The sequence below is a fragment of the Acidaminobacter sp. JC074 genome (genome assembly GCF_022496765.1).
Classification (GTDB): domain Bacteria; phylum Bacillota; class Clostridia; order Peptostreptococcales; family Acidaminobacteraceae; genus JABXKX01.
In genome coordinates this window covers 26,159-51,893 of the sequence record NZ_VANV01000002.1, presented here as the reverse complement: position 1 = coordinate 51,893, position 25,735 = coordinate 26,159, and the positions used below count along the sequence as shown (strand labels likewise).

At 35.7% G+C, this 25,735-nt stretch carries 23 protein-coding genes; 7 read left to right on the top strand and 16 right to left on the bottom strand.

The genetic code is table 11. The features are described from left to right. Positions 1-111: 111 nt before the first annotated feature. Positions 112-1,200, top strand: coding sequence for a phosphotransferase family protein (locus EZV73_RS02155; RefSeq protein ID WP_240837867.1), 1,089 nt, complete (start codon positions 112-114; stop codon positions 1,198-1,200). On the opposite strand, the gene EZV73_RS02150 is transcribed toward EZV73_RS02155, so the two are convergent. Next, positions 1,187-1,903, bottom strand: a complete 717-nt coding sequence (locus EZV73_RS02150; RefSeq protein WP_240837865.1) for a ribulose-phosphate 3-epimerase — start codon at positions 1,901-1,903, stop codon at positions 1,187-1,189. The genes EZV73_RS02155 and EZV73_RS02150 overlap by 14 nt on opposite strands. 175 nt (positions 1,904-2,078) lie before the next feature. Between EZV73_RS02150 and EZV73_RS02145 the strand changes: the two genes are divergently transcribed. Further along, positions 2,079-3,605, top strand: a complete 1,527-nt coding sequence (locus EZV73_RS02145; protein ID WP_240837863.1) for a helix-turn-helix domain-containing protein — start codon at positions 2,079-2,081, stop codon at positions 3,603-3,605. Here the strand turns inward: EZV73_RS02145 and EZV73_RS02140 are convergent. From EZV73_RS02140 to EZV73_RS02090, 11 genes are all read right to left on the bottom strand, one after another. Beyond that, positions 3,602-7,318, bottom strand: coding sequence for an aminopeptidase (locus EZV73_RS02140; RefSeq protein ID WP_240837861.1), 3,717 nt, complete (start codon positions 7,316-7,318; stop codon positions 3,602-3,604). The two genes, EZV73_RS02145 and EZV73_RS02140, sit on opposite strands and share 4 nt — an antisense overlap. Positions 7,319-7,487: 169 nt before the next feature. Then, complete coding sequence (locus EZV73_RS02135; protein WP_240837859.1) at positions 7,488-8,933, bottom strand: transposase; 1,446 nt, start codon at positions 8,931-8,933, stop codon at positions 7,488-7,490. A gap of 169 nt (positions 8,934-9,102) precedes the next feature. Then, the gene (locus EZV73_RS02130) at positions 9,103-9,363 is read right to left on the bottom strand and encodes a type II toxin-antitoxin system Phd/YefM family antitoxin (RefSeq protein WP_240837857.1); all 261 of its coding nucleotides are present in this window, start codon (positions 9,361-9,363) and stop codon (positions 9,103-9,105) included. A gap of 111 nt (positions 9,364-9,474) precedes the next feature. Beyond that, positions 9,475-10,125 carry a hypothetical protein gene (locus EZV73_RS02125; RefSeq protein ID WP_240837855.1) on the bottom strand — a complete coding sequence of 217 codons (651 nt, stop codon included), beginning with the start codon at positions 10,123-10,125 and terminating at the stop codon, positions 9,475-9,477. Positions 10,126-10,250: 125 nt separating this feature from the next. Beyond that, positions 10,251-11,399, bottom strand: a complete 1,149-nt coding sequence (locus tag EZV73_RS02120) for an amidohydrolase (RefSeq protein WP_240837853.1) — start codon at positions 11,397-11,399, stop codon at positions 10,251-10,253. Then, positions 11,392-12,402: an ABC transporter ATP-binding protein gene (locus EZV73_RS02115; protein ID WP_240837850.1), complete on the bottom strand. Its 1,011-nt coding sequence runs from the start codon at positions 12,400-12,402 to the stop codon at positions 11,392-11,394. The genes EZV73_RS02120 and EZV73_RS02115 overlap by 8 nt, the downstream gene beginning before the upstream one ends. Further along, positions 12,387-13,376 carry an ABC transporter ATP-binding protein gene (locus EZV73_RS02110; protein ID WP_240837848.1) on the bottom strand — a complete coding sequence of 330 codons (990 nt, stop codon included), beginning with the start codon at positions 13,374-13,376 and terminating at the stop codon, positions 12,387-12,389. The genes EZV73_RS02115 and EZV73_RS02110 overlap by 16 nt, the downstream gene beginning before the upstream one ends. Before the next feature lie 8 nt (positions 13,377-13,384). Beyond that, positions 13,385-14,287 (bottom strand): ABC transporter permease, encoded by a 903-nt coding sequence (locus tag EZV73_RS02105; RefSeq protein WP_240837846.1) that lies wholly within the window; start codon positions 14,285-14,287, stop codon positions 13,385-13,387. Between the two features lie 9 nt (positions 14,288-14,296). Beyond that, a complete protein-coding gene (locus EZV73_RS02100; protein ID WP_240837844.1) occupies positions 14,297-15,262 on the bottom strand; it encodes an ABC transporter permease in 966 nt (321 codons plus the stop codon). A gap of 48 nt (positions 15,263-15,310) precedes the next feature. Beyond that, positions 15,311-17,014 (bottom strand): ABC transporter substrate-binding protein, encoded by a 1,704-nt coding sequence (locus EZV73_RS02095; protein WP_240837842.1) that lies wholly within the window; start codon positions 17,012-17,014, stop codon positions 15,311-15,313. A gap of 154 nt (positions 17,015-17,168) precedes the next feature. After that, complete coding sequence (locus EZV73_RS02090) at positions 17,169-19,172, bottom strand: sigma-54-dependent Fis family transcriptional regulator (protein WP_240837841.1); 2,004 nt, start codon at positions 19,170-19,172, stop codon at positions 17,169-17,171. Positions 19,173-19,256: 84 nt separating this feature from the next. Here EZV73_RS02090 and iadA point away from each other — a divergent pair, with 84 nt between their 5' ends. The 3 genes from iadA to EZV73_RS02075 all read left to right on the top strand — a co-directional run bounded on the left by iadA (position 19,257) and on the right by EZV73_RS02075 (position 22,043). Next, a complete protein-coding gene (iadA, locus tag EZV73_RS02085; protein WP_240837840.1) occupies positions 19,257-20,396 on the top strand; it encodes a beta-aspartyl-peptidase in 1,140 nt (379 codons plus the stop codon). Beyond that, on the top strand, positions 20,389-21,453 hold the full coding sequence (locus EZV73_RS02080) for a M42 family metallopeptidase (protein WP_240837839.1): 1,065 nt from the start codon (positions 20,389-20,391) through the stop codon (positions 21,451-21,453). Before iadA ends, EZV73_RS02080 begins: the two co-directional genes overlap by 8 nt. Positions 21,454-21,704: 251 nt before the next feature. Then, positions 21,705-22,043 carry a helix-turn-helix domain-containing protein gene (locus tag EZV73_RS02075; RefSeq protein WP_240837838.1) on the top strand — a complete coding sequence of 113 codons (339 nt, stop codon included), beginning with the start codon at positions 21,705-21,707 and terminating at the stop codon, positions 22,041-22,043. A gap of 75 nt (positions 22,044-22,118) precedes the next feature. On the opposite strand, the gene EZV73_RS02070 is transcribed toward EZV73_RS02075, so the two are convergent. The 4 genes from EZV73_RS02070 to EZV73_RS02055 form a co-directional block, all read right to left on the bottom strand. Beyond that, positions 22,119-23,036, bottom strand: a complete 918-nt coding sequence (locus EZV73_RS02070; protein WP_240837837.1) for a sensor domain-containing diguanylate cyclase — start codon at positions 23,034-23,036, stop codon at positions 22,119-22,121. Positions 23,037-23,143: 107 nt separating this feature from the next. Next, a complete protein-coding gene (locus tag EZV73_RS02065; protein ID WP_240837835.1) occupies positions 23,144-23,875 on the bottom strand; it encodes a sugar isomerase domain-containing protein in 732 nt (243 codons plus the stop codon). Between the two features lie 83 nt (positions 23,876-23,958). Next, positions 23,959-24,519, bottom strand: coding sequence for a hypothetical protein (locus tag EZV73_RS02060; protein ID WP_240837833.1), 561 nt, complete (start codon positions 24,517-24,519; stop codon positions 23,959-23,961). Positions 24,520-24,526: 7 nt separating this feature from the next. Next, positions 24,527-24,886, bottom strand: a complete 360-nt coding sequence (locus EZV73_RS02055) for a PadR family transcriptional regulator (protein WP_240837831.1) — start codon at positions 24,884-24,886, stop codon at positions 24,527-24,529. A gap of 259 nt (positions 24,887-25,145) precedes the next feature. On the opposite strand from EZV73_RS02055, the gene EZV73_RS02050 reads away from it, so the two are divergent. Together EZV73_RS02050 and EZV73_RS02045 are read left to right on the top strand one after the other, a co-directional pair. Beyond that, positions 25,146-25,469 carry a nucleoside triphosphate pyrophosphohydrolase gene (locus tag EZV73_RS02050; protein ID WP_240837829.1) on the top strand — a complete coding sequence of 108 codons (324 nt, stop codon included), beginning with the start codon at positions 25,146-25,148 and terminating at the stop codon, positions 25,467-25,469. Further along, positions 25,459-25,728 carry a DUF3795 domain-containing protein gene (locus tag EZV73_RS02045; RefSeq protein WP_240837827.1) on the top strand — a complete coding sequence of 90 codons (270 nt, stop codon included), beginning with the start codon at positions 25,459-25,461 and terminating at the stop codon, positions 25,726-25,728. Before EZV73_RS02050 ends, EZV73_RS02045 begins: the two co-directional genes overlap by 11 nt. Positions 25,729-25,735: the final 7 nt, after the last annotated feature.

Sequence of the window (25,735 nt, the reverse complement as noted above, 5' to 3'; positions counted from 1 at the left end):
TCCCCCTGTACTTCTCTTTTATTGTGTGAAACTTATTTTATTGACAAGCTTACTGGGTCAGTTTACACTTACACCAACAAATAACATCAAGCTGTAACCTAAGGAGGTCACATGATAACAATTGATAAAGTTGAAGAATTACTTGTTAAATCATCCATCGAAGTAAGTGATATAGAATTCATACCTGAAGGTTCTAACCACCAAGTATTCATCATTACAGCGCTTGGTAAAAAGATGATTTGTAAGTTCCCTATCATTCGTTCTACTGAGACTCATGGCAATCTCGATACCATGTTTGGTGGTGAGCTTTCGCTTGAAAGAGAAACCTATCTCTACCAGTTAAGCAAGTCACTTGGTGTACCTGCCCCTGAGTTTTATGCACATATATCTTTAGATGGCTATGATTTTATTCTCATTGAATTGATGAAAGGTATGCCACTTACCAAGTACATAGAAACTTCTAACTTCTCGAAAGTTCAATTCTTAGATGTTATGAAAAAGCTTGGTTCTGACTTTGCTAAAATACAAAGTATCAACTTTAATGCTTATGGCAATCTCATAGGCCATAACAAGATAACGCCTACGAACTTATTTAACTTTGCTGATCGTTTTATTGAAATCATCGATCGTCGTATAGAACGTGGTATAAATAAAGGTGCTTTTACATCTGAGGAAGTCGTCCTAGTAGAGGCATTCTTTCATAAAAGAATAAATGACTTTAAACCACTTTTAGAGCTTAAATCCAAACCAGCAACCCTTGTTTTTACGGACATGCATGCAGATAATTTTTTTGTTGATGAGACTGGCAAGCCCTCTGGCTACTTTGATTTAGAATCCAGTCAAGCAGCACCTGCTGAGCTAGAATTTTATGGTTTTAGGTTTTTCCTATTTAACTACTTTGATGAAGAAACCTTCCAAGATGCAGAAAAAGCTTTCTTTTCATCTTATAAAGCAGCTGGTGGTAAATACGCGCCTACTCATGAAAAGGACCATGAGCTGATTGATTTCTTATCAGCCTGTAGACTTCTTGAACTCACAGAATCTTATTGGGGCCATCGTGATGGCTTAAGAGACTTGTGGGCCTTTAAGATAAAGACACTTTTAATGAATTACATCTTTACACTTAAAGTTGACTACATAGGTCTTTCAGATATTTTCAGAGAAAAAACCAAACAACCAAGATCACCTAAACAAGATTAAACTTAGCAGCAGCGTCATCAAGCGCTGCTCTGCATTTTTCAACGCCTCTTGTAATACCTTCGGGATCTTTGAAAATAGCTGATGATAGAATAACAACATCTGGATTACATGCCAAAAGCGGCTCCATATTGTTATGACGAAGTCCACCATCAATGGCAAGTTCGCATGTTGGATTTTTCTCATCTATAAGCTTCCTGGCCCTTGTTACTAAATCTACAGCTGATTTTCTCCAGCCCCAATTATCTGCACCATCTGTTTCATCTACACCATGTACAACCACATGTAAACGATCAATGTCGTGAATGGATTCTTCAACAAATGAAAGCGGTGTGTAACAGCCTATAGTCAAGCCTATTTTCATGCCAAACTCTCGACAGTAGTTGATGATATAAGCAAGTGGTGCGCCTATAAAATGTTCAGCTGGCAAGACCAGCATATTGGTGCCTACTGCTGCTAACTTTTCAATAAACAATCGATCACAGGTGACAGTATAGATATGACATTCAATTGGTAAATCCGTTACAGGTCTTATGCCTTCAATAATTTGATGACCACCCATTAATTGCATATTTTTTAAATCATGCATATCTGCTGCATCGGAATGTATGTAATCAACACCTGCATCTACAGCTTCTTTAACAACTGCTGAGATATGACCATAATTCACATGTGCTAGACCTGCTGCTATTTTGATTTTTTTCATGTTTCCCTCCTTTTTTTATTATCAAAATCGTAGCATGAAAAGTTTTCTGAAAATTTTAGTGTTATTGCCACAAGTTACGGTAAAAAAATGTTACTAATCTCAGGCATTGAAATCACTTGTCTATAAAGTTTTTACCGCAAGATGTGTTATAATTTCTTATAAGAAGGAGCCAATTATGAAAGCTAGAATAATTAACTTAATGAGACTACTTGTTGAAACAAATGAAATTTTAACGATAAAAGAAATCGCCTCAAAACTAGAAGTATCCAATAAAACTATTAGAAATGATCTGTCTATATGCGAACCTTATCTAAAGGATTTAAATGTCTCTTTAGTCAAGAAATCGGGGGTCGGTGTTTTTATCCAGGCAGATGAAAAGGTCAGACTTGAAGCTTTAAATAAAATCAAGCGCCAGACTGTAGGCCTTATGGGATATGGTTCCATCCAAAGACAACTTTACATACTCAAAAAACTCTTATTTGGTAAGGTTAAGATTTCATTTTCATGGCTTGAAATGAACCTATATGTGAGCAAACCTTCTATTTATAAGGATATTCATGAAGTAGAAGATTGGTTAAGAGAAAGAGATATCTCCTTATGCAAAGACAACCTTGGCAGATATGTTATGGATGCAGGAGAAAAGAGAATAAGAAAAGCCATCTTCGATTGGCGTACACGGTGTATAAAAACACTTAATAAGGCCGACCAGGATGAAATGATTGGTGATACCTATCTAGATAGAGATTATGGTTACAAAAGAGCTAAGCAGGTTGCTAGAAAAATAGAAGAAGTCTTTAAAATCAGGTTTGTACCTGAGGATTTTAATGGTCTAATTATTAAATTATCCATCATCATAGAAAGAATGCAGGACGGTCATTATGTTACCTTATCTAGGGATACTTTAAAAAGACTGACACACCTTAGACTATATGGTGATATCGATATGATCAGTGAGTATATCAAGTCCAACTACCATATCAGGTTGACAGAGTCTGAAAAAGGTTACTTACTAGGTTTGATTGTATCCATGAACATATACGAAGGTGCCAACGATTGGAATGTAGATGAAGACAATGTCGACTTATGCTTAGAAATCACAGACCATATACTTCATCTGATACAAAGTGAAATCAAGGTTCTAGTCGATAGACCCGAGGTCATGAAAAGACGGGTTTTAAGCCATATTCAAACGCTTGTTAATCAAATCAATTATGGCCTATATTCCTATCACAGCATTGCTGAAAACATCAACAACAACTACAAGACCTTGTGCCATATCGTAGATCAGTTCAAACCAATATTCAAAGAGAAACTATCTTACGATTTAACACTCAGTGACACATGTGATTTTATGATTTTATTAGCTGAGTTCATAGAAGAATCTAAAAGACCTCTTGATGGCATCTTCTTATACAGTCACAAGTATGCAGATGCAAAATTATCCATTGAAACGCTTAAGAATAACTTCAAACAGGTCGTCATTCACAAGGCCATACCTGTAGATGCTTACAAGTATGATAAAATCAAAGCATACGATATTGTCTTTATTGATGAAAGTTATGATGAGATCTTAGTTAACCATAAAAAGGCCATCGTCTTACCACCACTCCTTTCCTTTGCTGACAAGATCACTTTGTTTGATAGAATCTGTCACTATTATGAGGAAAAGAACTTTTATCTTATTAAAATAACCGAGGATTAATCCTCGGTTAAATACTTATTTAAGTCTTCAGTACCTTCTAAAACAAAGATACCATCTTTTATTATATCAATATACTCATCTCCACTTACAACTCTTACATAAGCTATTTCCTCATAAGGTATGGTTATATCAGTATGAGTATTAAAGTATACAGATTCTCCTTCATGTCTTTTTTTTGTAATTTCATTATCCTTGGCAACCATTTCTAGTCCGCTTGTATGGTTACATACCTTCACGTCTTCACCATATGAAAAACATGTGTCACCTATTGCAAAATGCGGTCCCATCTTTTCAACGATTAGCCCTGGCAGTTTATCTATAATGCCAAAGTCCTTGCTGACCTTATAGGCATAGGTATTGGTTCCAATGGCAAACTCCCCCATTGGTAAAGACTTATGTGGATATAAAAGTGTCGACTCGATGTAGTTTCTGTTCTCATCTAAAGAGTTAAAATTACTACAAGCATAATCTGTTACCATGCCATCTTCAAACTGAAGTTTAAGATTTTCATATCTATAGGCTTCTCTAAAGGCTTCTGATACATGAAGAACACCACTTGTTCCTATTAATACAGGCGAAGTAAATACTTCTCCGACCGGAATATTCACATCTGCACCTGTGTTTTTAAAGACCGTCTCTCTTTTCAAATCAAAATCTCTTTTAATAGACACACGTATCTCAGTTTCATTTTGTCCTGCACCCTTGACTTCCACATAGTCTGCCTTGTTTAAGACACTGATCATGATATCTTGAATTGCTTCATGCTTTTCAGGCTCCATCGAATTGATGTTGATGATCTCACTTAAGATATCTTCAAATTCAGGACCAATGGATGCAGATGGAAAAGCAGCACCAGTATAAGACATTTCAGATTTAGGCATAACTCCTTGAGATGCTTTTCTTTCATAGTTTATTAAGTCCTTAGACAGACTCTTAGTAGATTCAGTCATTTTTAACTTTTCATCGGAAATCTTAGGCACATCTTCAACCAGACCAAACTGCAATAGACGGGCAAAACCACACACACCTTTCAAAGTCTTACTTTGGTCTGAAATCAAATCTTTCAGCTTTTGCTTCTTTTTAACAGCATAAGCTTGATTCAAATAAATTACCTGATCTTCTTTATGCTCAAGAGACATCTTCATATTGGGTTCATTTGGTATCACTCGAGTCACTTTAGGTATATAACCCAAGAGTCTTAAGTGACTTGATACATAGGTCATTAGAGGTTCCTGACCTAAGTGGAACTCAAGTTTAACTATTTTCCGTTCTCCCCTGTCTTTCCCAGATACCATAAAACCTTTATCAAAAGCCTTTGCGATGATTCTCCCTAACTTCTCAAGGCTTATTACATCTTTCTTTGCAAGTACTCGGTATGTAACTAAGTCTTCTTTTTTAACATAATAGCCATAGGCAAACAAAGTTTTTTCCTTTAAGTCAGGATGATTAAATATATCATCTAAAAATCTAGAAATGTATTCACCATATCTCAACTCGTCAATCATAGACAGTTTAAAGTCACAATATAGCCTCTTAATCTGACCAACTCTATTTTCATCAATACATTCTATGACTTGATGCATAAAAGACAAGTACTTGTTAAAAGACAGTTCTCTCTTTCTATATAGATCTAATATCATCTGCTTCATATCATATAATATTGCAGATAAGAGTAAGCCATCGTATCCATAATGTTTGTAAACATATTCAGGATTTAAAAGACTTTGATCATAGTCACTTAAGAACAAGGCATATAATTCATCTTGATGTTTCATTAAAGTATCTGTTTCTAACTCAAAATAATCCTTCTTCTTTAATCTGTTCTTCTGTACATACAAAGCTTGTAGAAAATCTTTAATGGCTTGTGAAAAACAACCATAGTCAAATCGTCTTTCTCTTAAGGGTTCATTTAACTTCTCGAGTTCTGGTAAGTTAAAGAGTCCCTTATGTATGAGTGATACTTCCTTTTCACCAATGACTTTAAGTTCATACAGTTCCTCATAAGGTATGGTCATGTCCACATGAAATCCTACATAGGCCTCTTCAATATTCTCATGTCTTAAAGCTGTTTTCTCATTTTCTTTGGCAACAATTTCTTTCTTATCCAGTAAGTTAAATACGGTTTGATCTTCACCAAAGGCATAACATGGATCTCCAATTGCGAAATGAGGGCCCATTTTTTCTACCAACAAGATGGGGAGTTCCTCTACAATACGGTGTTTCTTTAAGGTGTTATAGGCAAGTGTGTTGGTACCGACTGCAAATTCGCCCATAGGTACAACTTTAGAACCACCAAACAAGGTCTTTTCAATGTAATTCATGTTGTCTTCATTCTTATCAAAGTTAGAACACATATAATCTGTAACAAGACCATCATTAAAAACCAATCTCAAGTTTTCATAATGATAACCTTTAAGGAAAATGTTTTTAAAATGAAGTGTACCATTTGTACCAGTAAGTTTAGGCGTTGTAAAAACCTCTCCATGAGGAATGTTTAAGTCACCACCACAATTCATAAAGTTGGTCTGATGTGCTTTATCATTAAGCGGATTCATCTTAACCATAATATCTGTTTGATTGCCATTGTAGCCTATGCAGTGAATATAGTCGCCTTGGTCTAATACATCAATAATGGTCTGTTGATAAGCTTCATAAGTATCCGACTGCATGGTATTAATTTTTACAAAATCATCAAATATATCTTTGAAATTCCCTTTAATGGTTGGGTTAGGAAAGGTAATCTTACAGAAGGATATATCAGATGGTTTGATATACTCATCATCAATCAAGTGTTTCTGAAGCTTCATTGTTTTCCATAACTTTTCTTGAGACTCACTTAATTTAAGTGCTTCCTTCTTTTCAGTCGGTGCATCTTCTAATGCACCAAAGCTGCCAATGCCAACATAACCTGACACATCATATAATTTATCGCTATTTATTTCTGATAGAGCCTTATAGAATTTGAGATATTCTCTTAAATAAGCTTCATCTAGGTATAAGGCCATATCATACATATGATCATAATGGCACTGAGTCATTTTTTCATATGGTGTCACAGTGATGATCTTAGCCTCTATACCTCTAGACTTAAAGATCTCTTTAACTCTAAAGGCTATGGCTTCTTGTCCTTGAGTATACTGAAATCTTATGGTTTTTCTATCTCTTCTATCTCTGTTTTGACTGATAAAACCATGTAAAAATGCAGACACAATGGTTTCAGCAATTAAATCTAATTTTTCTGATGGATACGAATCAATAAACTGGCTCAGTTCCCTATCTGTTTCAGTAACGATTAGTCCATAATCATCAATAGTCCTAGTCTTCAAAGTTCTGTCATATATGTTTTGATCACACTTCATTTTAAACTCAAGCTTTAAGATTGGTTCTATAGAATCAAACTTCAACCTTTTGTATGACTCAAGGGTCATATCACCTTTTAGAAATTCCCTATATGATCCTGTCACATCTAAAACTTCATTGAGATTAGAGTGAGCATATGGTAGCAGCTTATACAAATCATATACAAATGAAGAGAGTATTTTGAAATCGACTTGATCATACAAGGATATATTCATGTAAGAGTCTTCATAATCAGACCAAATATCTTCTACATGTTTAACCTGACTGCCTACTTCTTTCTTTTTCTTTGTAATGCTTTCAAGTTCATCTATTAACTTGTGACAATAGTTTTTATAATCTTTTTTATCTATCATTTACGCCTCCTTGTCTCTAATGTCATTATAAACAATAGAAAAGGTCATAAAGAATGTCTTCTTACCGCTTTAAAGTGGCAAGCAAAAAGAACATCATGACTGATGTTCCATAAGTGTAACTTAACTATTTGAAGTTCTCATGATTAAAATCACGAGATTCCTTAGGAGATTAGCAAACTGCCCTTATCCTAATTGGCGCCTCCAAGACGCCTCTGTTCCATTCGCCGTTCACATTTGGAAATACTTTTCTTATGATATTAAATGCTGCATTAACATCTGCATTGATGATTATGCCAGTTTTCGTTCTATATAAGCCTCTTTTTATACGCTTACCTGAAAACCTATAGGTCTTCTTGTTACTCTCATCATAGACTGGTAGTTCATCACTATCCAAGAATGACGCTTGAGATGTATAACTCTCTTCAGTAACGATTAATTTGATGCCTGCATCACTTGCTTTGTAGTCAAGTACATCTATGAATTTTTTGAATGGGATTGTTGTAAAGTTTTGATTGTTTTTCTTTCCCATATTACAGGCTTGTTTAAATCCTTTGTTATAACCGATTGCAATCGTATCTATACCATGCATTATAGCATAATCTATAATATAACGACTGGATTTATGCAAAAAATCTTTTACCTTAGCATTTCTTTTTTCATCTAATCGATTCAACTGTTTTGAATGATACTGACCTTCATCTTTCTGTTTTCCATTTCTCAGAATGCTCATTAAATGGCCACGTTTCTTGTTATAGTATTGATTGATGCTTTTAAGTTCTTTGCCATTTACAATAACCGATCGCTGACCAACATTGTTTACAATAGTTGCAAAGTTGTTTACACCGATATCAATACCTAATATACGCTTACTTTCATGTGACAGCTCTTCTGATTCACCAAGATCCAGTACAATCTCAAGTATATAGTAACTTGAACCTGGTACAATACGCACTTCCTTTAATTTAAAATTTTCATAGTCAATGCATTTTGTGATATTAAATTGATAGTTTGTCTTTGGAAACTTCAAATATTTATCTTTTTTATGAGGATCCTTATCGTCTTTTATCACACAAACTTGATTGGACAAAACCACAACATATCTGCCATTTTTCTTTTTATATTTAGGTATCTTAGGTTCATCTTCTAATTCACCTTTTCTGTAGAGTTCCGTTAACTTGAAATAGCTCTTCCATGCTCTAATAACTTGTTTGATTGTATTCTGATTCGTATGAGCTGGTAGAGACCTATAATCTACTTGATCGATGTATTTGAAGTAAGCATCTAATAGATTGTAAGTAACAATCTTATTGTCTTTTGATAGCAAGTTAAACTGCACTGGTTTCTTAGCTTTTTTACCTTTCTTAACTTTTTTCTTGTAACCTTCATCAAGCTTCTTGTTAATCAAAGGGATTTTCTCATTAATGCCATTGATGACTTCATCTTCATTTTTATGACGCTTACTCTTACCGATTCCTGAAAATATTTGTCTGAAATAATAATCTGTTGTGTTAAAAAGATTCTTTGAGTTAAAACACATTTCATCACAATAATTATACATATCATGACCTGATTTTATCCTAATTTGTACTGTTCTGTAAGTACCTTTTTTACTCATTTATTCACCTCCTCTCTCTCTAATATTATACCATGTTTCAGGAGGAAGGAACAGGTGTTCGTATTCGATTTTAACAGTTTTGTTCCGTTTTTTTTGGATCAAAGTTATTTATACCAACTATTAAATCCGATTCATCTCATGTTTAAAAACACGAGTGTTCTCTGATTTTTTATAAAAAGTTCTCTCCATCTATAAGTTCATGTCTGGCATCTGAGCTATCTGTAATTTTAACAAACTCCTCATAAGTCATATAACTTTCGACTTCATAATTTCCTACTTCTTCACTAACAATAGAAACTTTCGGATCCATATGTTTGTCAATCTTAGCCACGCCTTTACCATTTTTAGTTACAATAATCTCCTGACCTTCTAACACCAGTTTAAAGTACTTGCCAAAGGCATTTTGTAATCTCGTCGTAGGAACTCTCATATGCCACCTCCTAAGCCTAGTGCATCACAACTTAGGTATTTTCTTAATTTTATACCTAATATTTATACATAACTTAGGAGGAATGATTATTTTCAAAAGGTCTATAAACACTTACCAGTTAAGAAGTCTTATTAAAGGAAACAAAATAACTATAAGGGCTATGACAATACTTTCTACTTTGACAATCCATAGAGTAATCTTTTTGGGGTCTCTTTTATTGTTTCTCTTAAAATAGCCAATTTGCCAATAATATTTAGGATTCACAAACATAGCAGCTGCAACGATTAAAAAAATAAGCTGAGTCAACAGTATTTTGAGTATGATCATTCTATCAACAACTGATATAATATCAAAGGCCTCTTTTAATATATAAGCCTTTTCATTAGTCTCTATCAAATCTTTCTTGTTTAACTCAAAAGGTGTAAAAAGGTTTACTAATTCACTACCTTCATGAAACTCATACATCATGTTTGAATTCACTTTCAGTTGATAGAAAACGCCATCATAAGACATAGACTTTGTAGATCTTTTATCACTATAGTCACCTTTGAAGACAAGCGCATTTCCTTCATCATCGAAGAAATGATACTCTTTACTTGTTTCATCAAAGCTGTCATACCTTATTTCATTATCAGATAACTTTATGGTTCTAACAAACATCTCCGAACTGAAACTAGATATCCCCGCCAAGACATACATAATCACCAAAACAATAAGAAAATGCTTCCGATTCATCCTTCTAGATTCACTACCTAAGCCCATATGACCACCTTTCTCTATTCATACTTTAATTTTACCCAATAATTTCCTAATAAATATCTGGTCATCTCCAAAGTGTTTTAAATATACATGAAAGTACAAAAAAACGTGAACAAAACTGTCCACGTCTATTTAGACTTAAAATAGTCATCAATATCTTCCCTTAGCTTTTGATCTTCTAAAATAGATAGGCCGGTCTCAGAAAGGACCTTTGCACCTATCAACATTCTTTCATGGGCAAATTCAGAACGAGAAGCTCTAGTAAAACCTTGGCTATGAGCCTTCGGCTTTTCCCCAAGCTCGTCCCATATGTTCAAATAGGAATGAATGGTCGGAAGTTTTAAACTAACATTACCTATATCTGAAGAACCGATTTTCATATCTGGTCTAGGATACTTCATCATAATACCGTACTTTTCCATATGACCTTTTAAAGTTTCAGCCATAGGCTTATTTGGAAAACGTTCCGTATAGGTTAGGCCTTCTTTTACAGTCGACTTGGTTCCAATCAAGTGATTGGTGGAATCAATAATATGATGAACATCTTTCATAATCACTTCAAGTTCTTTAGATGTTTTAGCCCTGACACTAAACTTACAGGCTGCAGAATTTGGTATGATATTGGATGCAATGCCTCCTTCTGTGATAATACCATTGATATTGTGTCCAATAGGCATCAAAGCTCTATGACGGTCTATGGCATTAAAGGTTTCTATAACAGCACTTAAAGCGTTGACCCCATCTTCAGGAGCAGACGAATGAGCAGCCTTACCATGATACATAATCTTGATGCCCCTCGTTGCCAGTCCACCTCTCATAATAAGGTTTTCAGTCGCCGGATGAATCATCATGGCATAATCGATAGGATCAAATACGCCCTTTTCAAGCATCATAACCTTACCGCCACCACCTTCTTCTGCTGGTGTACCTATTACATAAATGACACCAGATACTTGAGGATGGTTGGACAAGCCCACTGCTGCGCCTACAGACATGGTTGCAATCAGATTATGACCACAACCATGTCCAATCTCTGGGAGAGCATCGTACTCAGCTATGTAGGCTATATGAGGACCAACTTTTCCAGTATCATATTTCGCAACAAAGGCTGTTTCTAAATCTGCAACTGGCGTAACAACATTAAAGTTTTTTTCACTTAAGTAGTCACATAACCACTTACAGGCCTTATGTTCTTTAAAGGCTGTCTCCGGATGATCATGAAGTCTTAAGGATAAATCAATCAATTCTTCTGCATGATTATCTATATACTTAGTCATTGGCTTCACCAAACAAGTGACAAGCTACCAAATGGCCTGGCTCAACTTCAATACTAACTGGTCCTTTCAACTTGCAGACTTCTTTTCTACTGGTGCATCTTTCATAGAAGAAACAGCCATCAGGCAAGTTAATCGGACTTTGGATTTCACCTTCTAATCCCTTTGAATGGATTAGATTGTTACCTTCTAGTCTAGGCAGTGCATCAAATAGAGCTAAAGTATAAGGATGTTTTGGTCTAGAAAAAATATCTTCGGTTGTACCTGTTTCAACGATTTTTCCAAGATACATAACACCAATCTTATCACTGATATGTTTAACAACTGATAAGTCATGGGCAATGAACAAGTAAGAAAACTTGTACTCCTCTTTTAAATCCATAAGAAGATTTAAAATCTGAGCTTGAATGGATACATCCAGTGCAGATACAGGTTCATCTGCTACAATAAACTCAGGTTCTACCGCCAAGGCTCTTGCAATACCAATCCTCTGTCTTTGACCGCCAGAAAACTGATGAGGATATCTGTCTGCTTGTTCCGGTCTGATACCTACCTTTGTTAATATATCCAAACATTTAGTTCTAGCATGCTCTTTGCTACTTGCTTTTTTATGAAAGAGCATGGGTTCCATTAAAATATCAATAACTCTCTGTCTAGGATTCAAAGAAGCATAAGGGTCTTGGAAAATCATTTGTATACGACTTCTCTGCTTGACCATCTCTTCTCTTGATAAGTTGGATAGATTAAGACCATCAAACAAAACATCTCCCGAATGTGGATTTAAAAGTTTTATAATAGTCCTAGCAGTCGTAGATTTACCGCAGCCAGACTCGCCTACCAAGGAAAATACTTCACCCTTTTTAACATTAAAACTCACATCATTGACAGCATGTACAATCTTTTCTTCTAGATGAACCTTACCATTTTTAAACTTAATCTTATCCAGTATGGACTTGTTTAGATCAAACTGCTGGACAAGGTTTTTAACTTCTAAGATATTTGACATTTTTCACCTCCTACAGGATGATGACATGCAACATGATGTTTTTCACCTATGGCATTTGATATAGGTTCTTCTTCAAAACAAACCGCTTGTGCATGTTTGCATCTAGGAGCAAAATTACATCCTTTTGGCAACTTGAACATGTTAGGCACAATGCCCTCTATGGTTTCAAGTCTATCCTGGCTATGATCTAATTTAGGAATAGATCCAATCAGTCCTTCTGTATATGGGTGTACATGGTTGAACATGATGTCTTCTCTTGAACCTGTTTCAACAATTTTTCCACAATACATAACATTGATTTTATCTGCTACTTCTGAAACAACTGCCAAATCATGTGTGACTAAAATAAGTGCGCAATTATGTTCTTTTACTAGTTTCATCATTAACTTTAATATCTGAGCCTGAATGGTTACATCTAAAGCTGTTGTCGGTTCATCTGCTATTATAAGCTTTGGATTACAGGCAAGTGCTATGGCTATAACCACACGCTGTCTCATACCACCTGAAAATTGGTGGGGATAATTCTTTAATCTAGATTCAGGATTACTAATCCCAACATCCTTTAAGAGTTCAATACATCTTTCTTTTCTTTCTTGCTTAGATAAATGACTTTGATGAAGAATCAAAACTTCTTCCATCTGCTTACCAATGGTATATACAGGATTAAGTGATGTCATTGGATCTTGGAAGATCATCGCAATGTCTTTACCTCTTATGGTAGACATTTCTCTTTCACTTAAACTCACAATATCTGTACCATCAAAGATGATTTCACCTGCTTCTATTTTACCTGGCTCTTCTATGAGCTTGATCAATGAAAAACCTGTAACAGATTTTCCACCACCAGATTCACCAACAAGGCCTAATATTTCTCCAGCTTTTAGAGAAAAGCTGACATCATCTACAGCTTTGACCACGCCTTTAAATGTATGAAAGTAGGTCTTTAAGCCTTTAACTTCTAATATGTTTTTCATGCAACCTCCTACTTCAACTTTGGATTGAATTCATCTCTTAGGAAATCTCCCATGAGATTGATACCAAATACAATCATCATGATATAAAGACCTGGGAATATAGACACCCACCAAAGGCCACTGTACAATACAGAGAAACCATTGGAACATAACATACCAAGTGATGGTCTTGTAATAGGCACACCCATACCTAGAAAGGAAAGAGTTGCCTCTGTTAAGATAAAGCCACCCACCTGGATGGTTGATAAAACGATAATTGATGTTAATACATTAGGCAAAACATGTTTTACGATTACTCTGAAATTTGAAAGACCGATAACTTTAGTTGCCTCAATGTATTCATTTTGGATAACCGATAAAGTCGCCCCTCTTACAGTTCTTGCATACCTAACCCATCCAACCAACAAAAGGGCTATCAAAATATTTACAACCCCCTGACCGATGAGAGTCATAAGAAATAAGGCAATTAAAAGGGATGGAAATGAGAGTTGTACATCTGCAATTCTCATAATCAAAGAATCTACCTTGCCACCAAAGTAACCTGATAGAAGACCCATGGTTATACCAAAAGTAGACGCCATCAAGGTGCCAACGATACCAATAAAAAGAGATACCCGGCTACCATATACAATGGCACTCAGTATATCACGGCCCTGCTGGTCTGTACCTAGTATAAAAGGTGCTCTACCACCTTCTTCCCATACTGGGGGAAGATAAGCATCTTCTAATGCAAGGTCTGCAAGGTTATAGGGATTTTGCGGTACAAAGAGCGGACCCACAATGGCAATTAAAACAATGGAAATAATCAAAAATGATCCAATTTTTGCTGTCCAAGAATGTTTATAATTGTACCAGGTCTCAGATTCGAGCATTTTATTTATTCTGGTTTCTTTTAAAGCTACTTCACTCACTTCAACCTCCTACTGTAAATCTATTCTAGGATCAATCACTGTATAGAGCATGTCTACTAAGAAATTGATAACAACAAACATCATTGCCACAAACAATATATAAGCCGATATGATAGGTCTGTCCGCTGAGTTGATAGAGTCAATAATCAGCTTACCCATACCTGGCCATGCAAAGATGGTTTCAGTAATAGTTGTAAAGGCAATCAAGGATCCCAACTGCATACCGAAAATCGTAACCACTGGAATCAAGGTATTCTTTAGTGCATGACCAAATAAAACCTTATGGTTTTTGACCCCTTTTGCTCTGGCAAACTTAACATAATCCTGCTTCATATTCTCCTGCATACCAGCTCTTGTTAACCTCATAACAGAGGCAACAGACCCCATACCTAAGGTCAGTGCTGGTAAAATGATATGTCGCCATCCATCTAAAGTGGCAAGACTTGTTTCAATACCGAATATGGTGCCGACTTCACCCCTTCCGGATACAGGAAACCATCCTAACTTAAGACCAAAGACAAAGATCATAACCATACCTATCCAAAAGGATGGTAGAGATATGCCTGCAATGGAACACGTCATAATAAACTTACTGGACCGCCTCTTGGGATAAGCCCCTGCATAAACACCACAACCTACACCACCAATAATGGAAATAGTCATGGCTACCAGTACCATTTCAAGTGTAGCTGGAAATCTTTCAGCAATCATTTTTAGAGCTGACTGGTGGTACATATAAGAGAGTCCAAAATCACCTTTGACGGCATTTTTAATAAATCTAAAATATTGTACATAAAGGGGTTTATCTAAACCCAAGTATTTTCTTGCTATTTCAATCTCTTGTGGTGTTGCATTTTCCCTAACAATCAGATCCAGTGGATCACCCACTATAGAAGTTAGAAAAAAGACCAGAAGAGAGACAATAAATAAGACAATGAACAACTGTCCAAGTCTTTTAAAAACATACTTTAACATACTTCACCTCAAATTCTGAAGATAAAGAAAGGGAAAATTCCCCTTTCTTTAATCATTAAAAGTTACATCCCAAGCGTATACATACTTATTGTATCTAGGTGTGTATGTGATTCTGTCGTTTACAGCATAGATGTCTTTTTGGAAGTGAAGTGGAATGTATGAAATATCATCCGCAGCAATCTTCCAAGCTTCTTGCATCAAAGCATCTCTTTTGACTTCGTCAATTGTAGACATCGCCTCATCTACTAAAGCGTCAACTTCAGGATTGGTATAGAAACCTCTGTTTACACCACCAAAACCATCTTTAACTGGACCTTCTTGAGTCTTAGAATAAATCATATCCATACCCATTAATGTAGATTCGCCGCCGCTGTCAGCCCAACCAGTCATACAGAAGTGAGTATTGTCACCTTTTTTATTTGAAGCAGAAATATAACCAAAGAATACCGTCCTAGACATTAAGTTTAGATTGACTTTAATGCCTACTTTTTCTAAATAACCCGCTACAGCCGCTGCAATGTCACCATCATTGATGTATCTATCGTTAGGTGCATCTAGAGTAATCTCAAATCTATAACCGTCATCTTGTTTTGGATAACCAGCTTCATCCAATAAAGCTTCAGCTTTTTCAGGATCAAAAGACAGTCTTTTAACATCAGCATTGTAACCATTAAAACCAGCCGGAATATAAGATGCTGCTGGAATTGCAAAGCCATTCATAATCTGTTTGATAATGGTCTCTTCATCAATGGCTCTGTAAACAGCTTCACGCACACGAATATCTGTAAATGGGTTTGAACCATCTGGTGAAACCAAAGGTTTTTCAGCATCTAAAGATGGTGTGTCTGTCCAACCTGCTAAATTAAGATAGATAACTCGTAAAGACGGTGAATCTAAAATATCAATCTTGTCATTTGTTTCTATAATGACTGTATCTCTAACTGGAACGTCTGTAATCATATCTACAGCACCTGAGATAATATTTGCTGTTCTTGTACCTTCGTTTGTAATTGGCTTAAAAGTTACTTTTGTCGCTTCAGGCTTTTTACCCCAGTAGTCTTCAAATCTTTCAAATACGATTCTATCTTCACGTACATGTTCTACTAATTTGTAAGGACCTGTACCATTTGGTACTAAGGCAATTTCTTCATCTGATAATCCTGCACATGTTTCCTTATCCATGATTACCAAAGAGTTGATTTGAGATAGTAAAAGCACATTAGGTTGATTCATTGTCATTTCAAATGTGTAATCATCAAGAGCTCTCATACTCTCCATAGTCGATAACATACCATCAAATGCAGACATATCTGTTAATGCTCTTTCATATGTATAAAGTACATCGTTAACATCAAACTTGTTGCCATTATGGAATACGACGTCTTTTCTTAAGTGGAATGTCCAAACAGTTCCATCCTCGTTAGCCTCCCAAGATTCTGCTAAAACGCCCTCGTTTTGAATATCTGTGTTCTTTCTTACAAGCGGCTCAAACATATGATGGTTGATACCATTTGTAATGGTTTCATTCAAAGGATATGGATCCAGTGAATAAGCATCACCTGAAAGACCGATAGTTAATTCTCTGTTCTTGTCTGTTTCCGTTGGTGTCTCTGTAGCACTTTCCGTTTCTGATTCTTGTTCGCTGCCAGTACCTGCGATATCATTCATCGATACTTCATTGTTTGATGAACAGGCTACCATAGAAAATAACATGGCAAATACTAAAAACATAAGAAAAATTCTTTTTAACATTGTCCCCTCCTATTAATGTTAATTACATCCGTTGCCATGTATATTGCAAGTATGATGCCAAGAAAAAAACAATCATTTGACTCCTAGAAAACATTTTCACCACCATAAAAAAAGCTATTAGGTTGTTTTATATTGAATAAAACAACCTAATAGCTTATATCTTAATGCTATTTAATATCTTTTTACCAAGAAGCGTAATTTCTGATCCACCTCTAGTATTGTTGACTTTTATTAAGTTTAAATCATTTAAAGTTTTTAAGTTTGTTCTGACCTTGGCTTCTGTCATATCAAAGTCAATTAATCCATTTAAAATCTTCTTTCTACCACACTTAGGATTTAGATCAACCAACTCCAATATCTTTCTTTCAAGCTTGGTTAATGACCTTACTTCTTCATCCTCTACCTTAAACATGTATTTAGGAAGATCGTTCATACCTATCTTATGAGCCCCCTTCATGGCAACCAAATAGGTCACTAGATTTAGAATTTCTCTGACATTACCGGTCCAAGGATATGAAGAAAAGAAGCTTATGACATCATCTGAACACATATGCTTTAAATCCATGTCTCTGTCATTGAGCTGTTTTCTTAAGAAATAGTTCATAATAAACTCAATGTCAGAAGGTCTTTTTCTAACAGGAATTGTATCAATGGGTATAACACAGATTCTGTAGAACAAGTCTTCTCTAAACTCATTATTTTTGACCATGGTAATCAAGTCTTTGTTAGTTGCAGCAATAACTCTAACATCTATTGGAATCCTCTTAGAATCACCGATCCGTCTGATTTCTTGTTCTTGTAAAACTCTTAGAAGTCTTACTTGAAAACTCATTGGTGCATCTCCGATTTCATCAAAGAAAATGGTCCCCTTGTGTGCCTTTTCAAAGAGTCCCTTGCTGCCGCCTTTGATAGCACCTGTAAAGGCACCATCTACATAACCAAAGAGTTCACTTTCTAGTAGGTTGGCCTGCATGCCTGCAAAGTTAACCGGAACAAAGGGTTGGTGTCTTCTTGAAGATGCATTATGAATGGCTTGAGCAAGTATCTCCTTACCTGTCCCCGACTCACCTTGTATTAAGATTGTAGACTCATTAAGTGCCAGACGCTTTGATTTTTCTATCATTTGAAGGGTATTTTCATCCCTAGTCAAATAGTCTTCAAAGTTATACTTTTCCTTGGTCTTTTTAAAGTCCTTGTTTTTTCTTATTATGATTTCTAAGTCATTGATATCAGATGTATAAGAGGAATAGATTAAAATGGCCTTATGGTTGGACAAATGCATTTCAGTAGCATTCAAGAGTACTTCTAGACCTTCTTTATTCTTAAATACCAAAGGCTCATAAAGTAAGTTGTCAACCGTTCTCTGAACCCCCGACTGAATCAAAAGCCAGGCTATTTCTTCACCAATAATCCCCTTATCCTTTAGGTTTAACATCTTCAAGAAGTTTTCACTGACTGTCTTTACTGTACCTAAATGATCTACCAAACACATGCCATCTTTAGAATGGTTAAACATAGATCTAACCAATTGCTCATTGTCATAAATAGACTGCAAATGATGGTGATTACTCTTTAATAGATGAATGTAGTTTGACATATACGATGATGACACAGGATTGATGACTTCCGGCGGCAAGTAAAAAACATTACAAATCTCTATGATGGCTGAAATACTAGGTATTCTGGTACCTATATCTATTTTTACTCTTACATGATCAGGCACATAATGGAGTTCACCAATTGCAAGCGCAGTGTGAATGTCTTCCCTAACAGGTGCACCAGGATAAAACGGCACAAGATTTAAGGAGTTGATGCGAAGCTCTTCTAAGCGAGCGACAGCGTCATATGCCCCTTCTTTATCATCATTGACCACGTAAACTGTCGTACCAGGCTTGATACGGGTCAAATGATACAAATGTCTATAATCCAACTCTCTTTTAGAGACAAGACAGGTCTTGCCCGTTAGCTTTGCCCCCATCTTGTTCTTTACCTTCTCTCCTGATAAAATCAGAACTTCACTGGTATCAAAGTCAGGCTGATAATCGGTATATATATAGCCGTCTATGTCTATATAATCAGATAATATCTCTTTAAAATAAGTTACAAGTGTTGTCAATGTTTGTTGCTTAGTTGCAATAACAGATAACTTTCTTTTCATAGAACCCCTCCTATTTAGACTTATGGTAATCTAAAAAAACTAAGTTGGCAAGTAAATTGCTTTAGATAGTACAGGAGGTTTTTCATGATCAAATTAATTAAGAATATAAAAGTCTATGATCCAGAAGATATTGGGATAAAAGATATCTTGATAACAGATGGTGTCATCTATAAAGTTGAAGAAAATATTGAAGCAGCAGATTATGTTGAAGTTATAGATGGTTCTGGCCTTATTGCAACACCAGGTTTTATTGATCAACATGTCCATCTAATTGGTGGCGGTGGTGAAGGTGGTTTTACAACAAGGGTACCTGAAATCCAGCTGACAGATCTAACACGTGGGGGGATCACAACTGTTGTCGGTTTATTAGGAACAGATGTCTATACAAGAAGTGTAGAAAATCTTTTGGCAAAGACAAAATCACTCAACGAAGAAGGCATTACCGCTTACTGTCTAACAGGTGGCTATAAGTATCCATCTATCACACTTACTGAATCTGTAGAGAAAGATCTCACCTTTATCAAGGAAGTTATCGGTTTGAAACTGGCCATATCAGATCATAGATCATCTCAGGTTACCTATGAGGAACTTAAAAGACTGGCTTCACAAGTAAGGCTCTCTTCTATGATGTCTGGTAAAAAAGGCTATATCCATCTGCACCTTGGTCGAGACGATGAAAGCATTGATCTTTTGTTTAAGCTTATAGAAAACACATCTCTACCGATAGCCATGTTCAGACCAACACATGTCCACAAGATCATTGATGATGCTATTAAGTTTGCAAAGCTCGGTGGTATGATCGATTTTACAGTAAGCTTAAGAGAATCAAGCATTAATGAGCTCTTAGAAGCCATAAGGTCATGTCCAAAAGATTCAATTACAATCTCATCAGATGGCAATGGTTCCATGCCCAAATGGAACGAAAAAAATGAGATGATTGGCATGGGGGTTTCTTCTACTCTAAATATTTTAAGACTGGTTAAACATCTGATTAATGATCAACACCATCCACCACAAGATATACTGAGACTCTGTACCATCAATACAGCAAAATCCATTGGACACTATCCTAGAAAAGGATGTATCAAAGAGCACTCTGATGCAGACATCAATATATTCACTGAGGACTTCACCTTAAAACATGTTATGGCTAAAGGCAAGTGGATGATTAAAGATCATGAAATAGTAAAATACGGTACTTTTGAGAGGAGTAATCATGAATGATTTACAATTAATAAAATCGCTATCAAACGCTTATGGGGCACCAGGTTACGAGGACAATATACTAGAACTTGTTAAAGAGACCTGTAAGGACTTAGACATAGAAAATGACAGTCTTATGAATACCTATATCAGAAAAGATAAAAAGGAAAAGCCTTTTACAATTATGTTAGATGCCCATATGGATGAAGTCGGCTTTATGGTACAAAGCATTACTAAAAAGGGACTGATAAAGTTTATACCACTAGGTGGTTGGGTGACTCATAATATCCCTGCACACTTGGTCATGATAAGAGATAATGATAACAAGTATGTCAAAGGGGTTGTTACATCAAAACCACCTCACTTTATGACAGCAGATGAAAAAGAAAAGAAAATATCAATCGACCAATTGACCATTGACGTTGGTGCTTCGTCAAGAGAAGAAGTTATAGATATCTATAAGATTTCTCTAGGTGCCCCTATAGTGCCCTTCGTAGATTTTGACTACAATGAGAAAACAAAAGTCATGATGGGTAAGGCATTTGACAATCGATTGGGCTGTGCTGCAGTTATTAAAACAATTCAAGCTTACACTGAAAATGATAAGATTCAAGTTGTCGGTGCTCTAGCTGTTCAAGAAGAAGTCGGGACAAGAGGTGCGCAAGTAACTTCTAATACAGTAAAGCCTGACTTAGCCATTGTTTTTGAAGGCACACCTGCAGATGATGTTTATTTAGATGATACTGCTCAAGGTGCACTCGGAAAAGGTCCTCAAATCAGGTTTAGAGACAATTCTTATGTGGCTCATCACAGGTTCATTGAATATGCACATAAAATTGCAAAAGAATATAAGATTCCCTATCAAGATGCTGTTAGGGTTTCAGGCGGTACCAATGCAGGCAAGATTCATTTATCCAATCAAGGTGTCCCAACACTGGTACTCGGTGTTCCATCAAGATACATCCATACACATCATTCTTATGCAAGCCTAGAAGACTTTAAAAATACTGTAAAACTTGCAGTTGAAATTATTCATCATTTAAATGATGATACAATAAAACACATTCTTAGAAGATAAAACACAATAGCCTAAAAATCATTCACTCCAGACTAATTGCTGATTACAATTTGTCTGGAGTTTTTTATACCTAGAATTAATAAAGTTTTACGCTTAAATAGGCAAAATTGAACATAGACCTTATAAGGGGTATAATTATTATATCCAAAACCTATCTTTCAAGAAAACAACTATAAGAAATAAAGTGAACAGTTCAGCAATATCCTTAAATTATACTCTTCTACATAACTTCACTAGAAAAGGTGGTAAAGATGAACATAAAAAAACAGGCAATCGAATCGGGAAAAGCTATCGACATGCTACAAAAAAAATTAGAACATGAACAGGGCAAGGAAGAGTTTGTAAAAAATTATCATGAAGCTGAGCTTAACAGAAAGCTAATGCAATCTCTCTCTCAGACAAGAAAGGAGCAGAACATTACCCAATCACAACTGGCGAAAGCTCTAAGAACAACTCAAAAACAAATTAGCAAGTATGAGACTTTAGAACAATCTCCAAGCATTACTAAACTCATGGCACTATGCAATGAAATTGACATTGAAATTATATTAAGAAAAAGAGACTCTGATAAGATAATATTTCATACTTAAAAACACCAGTCACTTCAACTGGTGTTTCTTTACAGGTAATCACCCGTATATTCAGATCGGGCTATCAGTTTTCAACTATTCATTATCATAGACTCCGTATATACGATAGCCATTTCCACCATTTCTCTTAACATCATAAGCTGCCTTATCTGATAATTTCATAAGGACTTCTTGTTCCGAACCATGTCCTGGATAAACAGCAACACCTATGCTAGCACTTATTTCTACACAGTAGTCGTCTGACTCGATAGGTCTTTTAATATCATCAAGTATCCTCTTTGCAATATTATCCATAGAGTGGATACTAATGTCTGCAAGAATCATCATGAACTCATCACCACCAAGCCTTGCTACTGTATCAATCTTTCTCTTGGCATTACTTTGTAGACGTTTTGCTATTTCAATTAAGACTTCATCACCTACATGATGGCCATAAGAGTCATTGACATCTTTAAACTTATCCAAATCAATTGTAATAATAGCCATTTCAATAGCTTCTCTTTTACAAAACTCCACACATAGATCAAATCTTTCATTTAATGTTCTTCTATTTAGCAGTTGCGTCAAAGGATCACATGTGGCTAGATACCTAAGTTCTTCTTCTAGCCTCTTGTTTTCACTGATATCTTCTATAAGACCCCAAACAACTTCTCGGCCATCTACTTCAGTCAACTTAAATCCAGAGATCTTTATCGGAAATCTAGAACCGTCTTTTCTTATGTACTCCTTATAGTTTGGCCCAAACTTACCTGTTTTATTGATTTCTTCAATCTGTTCCAACTCTTGTTGTTCATATTCTCTTGGCGTGATATCCCAAAAGCTAAGCTTTAGGAATTCTTCTCGAGTATATCCCGTTGATTGAAGAAGCGAAGGATTAACCTCAACAAACGCTCCAGTTTCATGTATGACCATAGCCATACCGATTGGCGAGTTTTCAAACAGTATTCTAAATTTTTCTTCTGCCCTGTTAAGCTTCTTATCTAGTGTCCCCATAATAATCCTCCTAACAGATTTATACCCTTAAAGCAAGTAGTTTAATAATAAAAGTATAAATCTTGCAAATCAAAAAACAACCACAGTAACATGGTTGTTCATAGGATTTACAGACAAGTGATTCTTGACTGATATTTTTCTATATACTTATTGTTGATGTTATCTCCTGATTCAGTATTAGAGCTTACCCATATAGGTGGTTCTATATCAGACTTAATCAGATTTTCTACCACTTGTGCCATGACAGCCTGTAATATGGTACAGCCTATAACTGAAGATGTTGGTCCAAAATTAACATCTATGCCCTCCAATGACAGGGCTGCATCACCAAAGTCTACACATGTATCTAATACAAGGTCAGCACATTCATAGAGTTTCTTGCCACTTGTATGCCTTGACTCTACTTGACTTGAAAACTTCAAGGATGTAATGGCTATAACCTTAAGGCCTAGCTTCTTGGCTTCTAATGCCATTTCAATAGGAACAGCATTTCTACCGGAAGTTGATCCAATAATAATTGTATCACCCTCATGCACAGGTTCATTTAGAAGTATTTCTTTTGCAAATCCACTTTGTCTCTCTGCTAGAGTACTCATTTGATCCTTAGGTTCTAAAGCAAGTTCAGGTGTCAAAATTGCATTTACAGGCACCATGCCGCCAGCCCTATAAAAGAGTTCCATGGCAAACATCTGAGAATGTCCTGATCCAAAGACATGCAGGATACCATCATTTACAAATGTTTCAGTAATAAAGTCTGCAGCTTTTAATATTGAAGTCTCTTGTGTTTCTTCTACTTCATTAAGTAAGTTATGAATCTTATGGAAATAGTTCTTATACATCAAATCCTCCAAAGTACCGTCTACTTTATCATTACTATCTATCTAGATTACTTTAGTCACTAAAGCATGTATTAACGCATATACTAAAGAAATGGTATGATTTTTATTAATCCACCAAGAGCTTTGTAGACGCCAATTGAAATACCTCCAAAGGCGATTAAGCCAATGGCAATACCACCAAATGCAATCAAGCCACCTGCTATACCTCCTAATGCCACAAGTCCTATACTTACACCACCTAGAGATACCAAACCGAAACTAACACCACCGATACTGATTAAACCAATACTGACATCTCCAATTGCAATGATTCCTTTAGCAACAGCAGTCCCGTATCTGCCACCTGTTTTAATGTGAATCAAGGGCATACCATTAAACTTTTGTTCACTGACATACTCAAATGATCTCGCAGATCTTGTTAAACCAACTGTCACACCATGATAGTCATTAGACATATCAAGGTTATCCATAAAATCATTGGCCATTTCCTTTGGACTGCCTTTTCGCATCACGATTTCCTCATAGGTGATCTCATCAGAATCATCTTCCATGGATGAAATAAGATCCTCATAAATACGTCTTTTGCTTTTCTTATCAGCATGTATATACCTGACTACTTCTTTAAAATATTTCTCTTTATTCATGACCTGCCTACCTTTCATCATTTCTATGGATGACTTTATTCAAGCCAGTAAAAATATTAAAAAAACTCTCTTTGGACTGAGCATATATATCAAGTCCCTCTGGTGTAATTTTATAGTATTTACGAGGTTTAGCACGTTGCTGGTCACCAGCCTTCCAGTAGCTCTCAATGAGTCCCTGATCCTCTAATCGATAAAGTATGGGATACAAGGTACCTTCTTTTAAAACAAAGACATTATTACTATGATATTCAATTTGAGACATAATCTCATACCCATACATATCTTCATGCTCGAGTAAGCTTAATGTTGCAATCTCAAGCAGGCCTTTCTTTAACTGCTGCTCAATTTTATTCACTTTTTTCTTCATTAAACCACCTCACACTTTAGTTATGTATTTTATTTTGTTATACAATATACTTAGTATTACCAAGTATAGTATATCACCCTGTCTTTTAATGTCAATGCGATATAAAACTTCTGGACACCATTAAGATATATACGCCAAGACAAATAATTCGAAACTTGATTCTATACTCCTCTAAGTAAAACAAAACAACACAAACAAATGTTTGGTTTTCTATTTATCGAAGTCCTTAAACATGATAGAATAGTTGGTGGAGGTAATCATGAAAAACAAGACAAAACACAACAAGCTAGTTAGAGACAAAATACCTGCTATCATCGAAAAAAGTGGTAGAAAATCAAAAACTTATATAGCAGATACAAATGAATACAAAAACAGATTACTTGATAAGCTTCTCGAGGAAGTACACGAGTTTAAAGAAGAACCTAATATAGAAGAACTTGCTGATATAATGGAAGTCATTGAAACAATTAAGTCGGCTTATGATTTTAATAATGATGAAATAAACGAAGTCAGATCTGCAAAGGCTGAAAATAGAGGGGCTTTCAAAAATAAAATCATACTGGAGTATGTCTATGAAGACTAATGTAGAAGAGCTTATAGGAAAGTGTGGTTTTTATTGTGGCTCTTGTCCTGATTATATTAATGGCTCTTGCAGTGGATGTCGAACAGCTCATAAAACTGGAGACTGTTTTACCTTTGATTGTGTTGATAAGAAAAAATTAGACTACTGTGGTAGATGCTCAGACTTTCCATGCAAAGGCATTATGACAAGAGAAAAAGCCACTGTCCTGGATAAAAAGTGGCTTGAGTGGAAGCATAAAGACAAAGTTAAAAGGGCTTAAGAGCCCT

Excerpts from the sequence above, each read along its gene's own strand:
- EZV73_RS02100 (WP_240837844.1), bottom strand. The coding sequence starts at position 15,262 with ATGTTAAAGTATGTTTTTAAAAGACTTGGACAGTTGTTCATTGTCTTA.
- EZV73_RS02110 (WP_240837848.1), bottom strand. The coding sequence starts at position 13,376 with ATGAAAAACATATTAGAAGTTAAAGGCTTAAAGACCTACTTTCATACA.
- EZV73_RS02125 (WP_240837855.1), bottom strand. The coding sequence starts at position 10,125 with ATGGGCTTAGGTAGTGAATCTAGAAGGATGAATCGGAAGCATTTTCTT.
- EZV73_RS02130 (WP_240837857.1), bottom strand. The coding sequence starts at position 9,363 with ATGAGAGTTCCTACGACGAGATTACAAAATGCCTTTGGCAAGTACTTT.
- EZV73_RS02065 (WP_240837835.1), bottom strand. The coding sequence starts at position 23,875 with ATGTATAAGAACTATTTCCATAAGATTCATAACTTACTTAATGAAGTA.
- EZV73_RS02050 (WP_240837829.1), top strand. The coding sequence starts at position 25,146 with ATGAAAAACAAGACAAAACACAACAAGCTAGTTAGAGACAAAATACCT.
- EZV73_RS02140 (WP_240837861.1), bottom strand. The coding sequence starts at position 7,318 with ATGATAGATAAAAAAGATTATAAAAACTATTGTCACAAGTTAATAGAT.
- iadA (WP_240837840.1), top strand. The coding sequence starts at position 19,257 with ATGATCAAATTAATTAAGAATATAAAAGTCTATGATCCAGAAGATATT.
- EZV73_RS02060 (WP_240837833.1), bottom strand. The coding sequence starts at position 24,519 with ATGAATAAAGAGAAATATTTTAAAGAAGTAGTCAGGTATATACATGCT.
- EZV73_RS02055 (WP_240837831.1), bottom strand. The coding sequence starts at position 24,886 with ATGAAGAAAAAAGTGAATAAAATTGAGCAGCAGTTAAAGAAAGGCCTG.
- EZV73_RS02115 (WP_240837850.1), bottom strand. The coding sequence starts at position 12,402 with ATGTCAAATATCTTAGAAGTTAAAAACCTTGTCCAGCAGTTTGATCTA.
- EZV73_RS02155 (WP_240837867.1), top strand. The coding sequence starts at position 112 with ATGATAACAATTGATAAAGTTGAAGAATTACTTGTTAAATCATCCATC.
- EZV73_RS02075 (WP_240837838.1), top strand. The coding sequence starts at position 21,705 with ATGAACATAAAAAAACAGGCAATCGAATCGGGAAAAGCTATCGACATG.
- EZV73_RS02120 (WP_240837853.1), bottom strand. The coding sequence starts at position 11,399 with ATGACTAAGTATATAGATAATCATGCAGAAGAATTGATTGATTTATCC.
- EZV73_RS02145 (WP_240837863.1), top strand. The coding sequence starts at position 2,079 with ATGAAAGCTAGAATAATTAACTTAATGAGACTACTTGTTGAAACAAAT.
- EZV73_RS02090 (WP_240837841.1), bottom strand. The coding sequence starts at position 19,172 with ATGAAAAGAAAGTTATCTGTTATTGCAACTAAGCAACAAACATTGACA.
- EZV73_RS02095 (WP_240837842.1), bottom strand. The coding sequence starts at position 17,014 with ATGTTAAAAAGAATTTTTCTTATGTTTTTAGTATTTGCCATGTTATTT.
- EZV73_RS02150 (WP_240837865.1), bottom strand. The coding sequence starts at position 1,903 with ATGAAAAAAATCAAAATAGCAGCAGGTCTAGCACATGTGAATTATGGT.
- EZV73_RS02080 (WP_240837839.1), top strand. The coding sequence starts at position 20,389 with ATGAATGATTTACAATTAATAAAATCGCTATCAAACGCTTATGGGGCA.
- EZV73_RS02070 (WP_240837837.1), bottom strand. The coding sequence starts at position 23,036 with ATGGGGACACTAGATAAGAAGCTTAACAGGGCAGAAGAAAAATTTAGA.
- EZV73_RS02135 (WP_240837859.1), bottom strand. The coding sequence starts at position 8,933 with ATGAGTAAAAAAGGTACTTACAGAACAGTACAAATTAGGATAAAATCA.
- EZV73_RS02045 (WP_240837827.1), top strand. The coding sequence starts at position 25,459 with ATGAAGACTAATGTAGAAGAGCTTATAGGAAAGTGTGGTTTTTATTGT.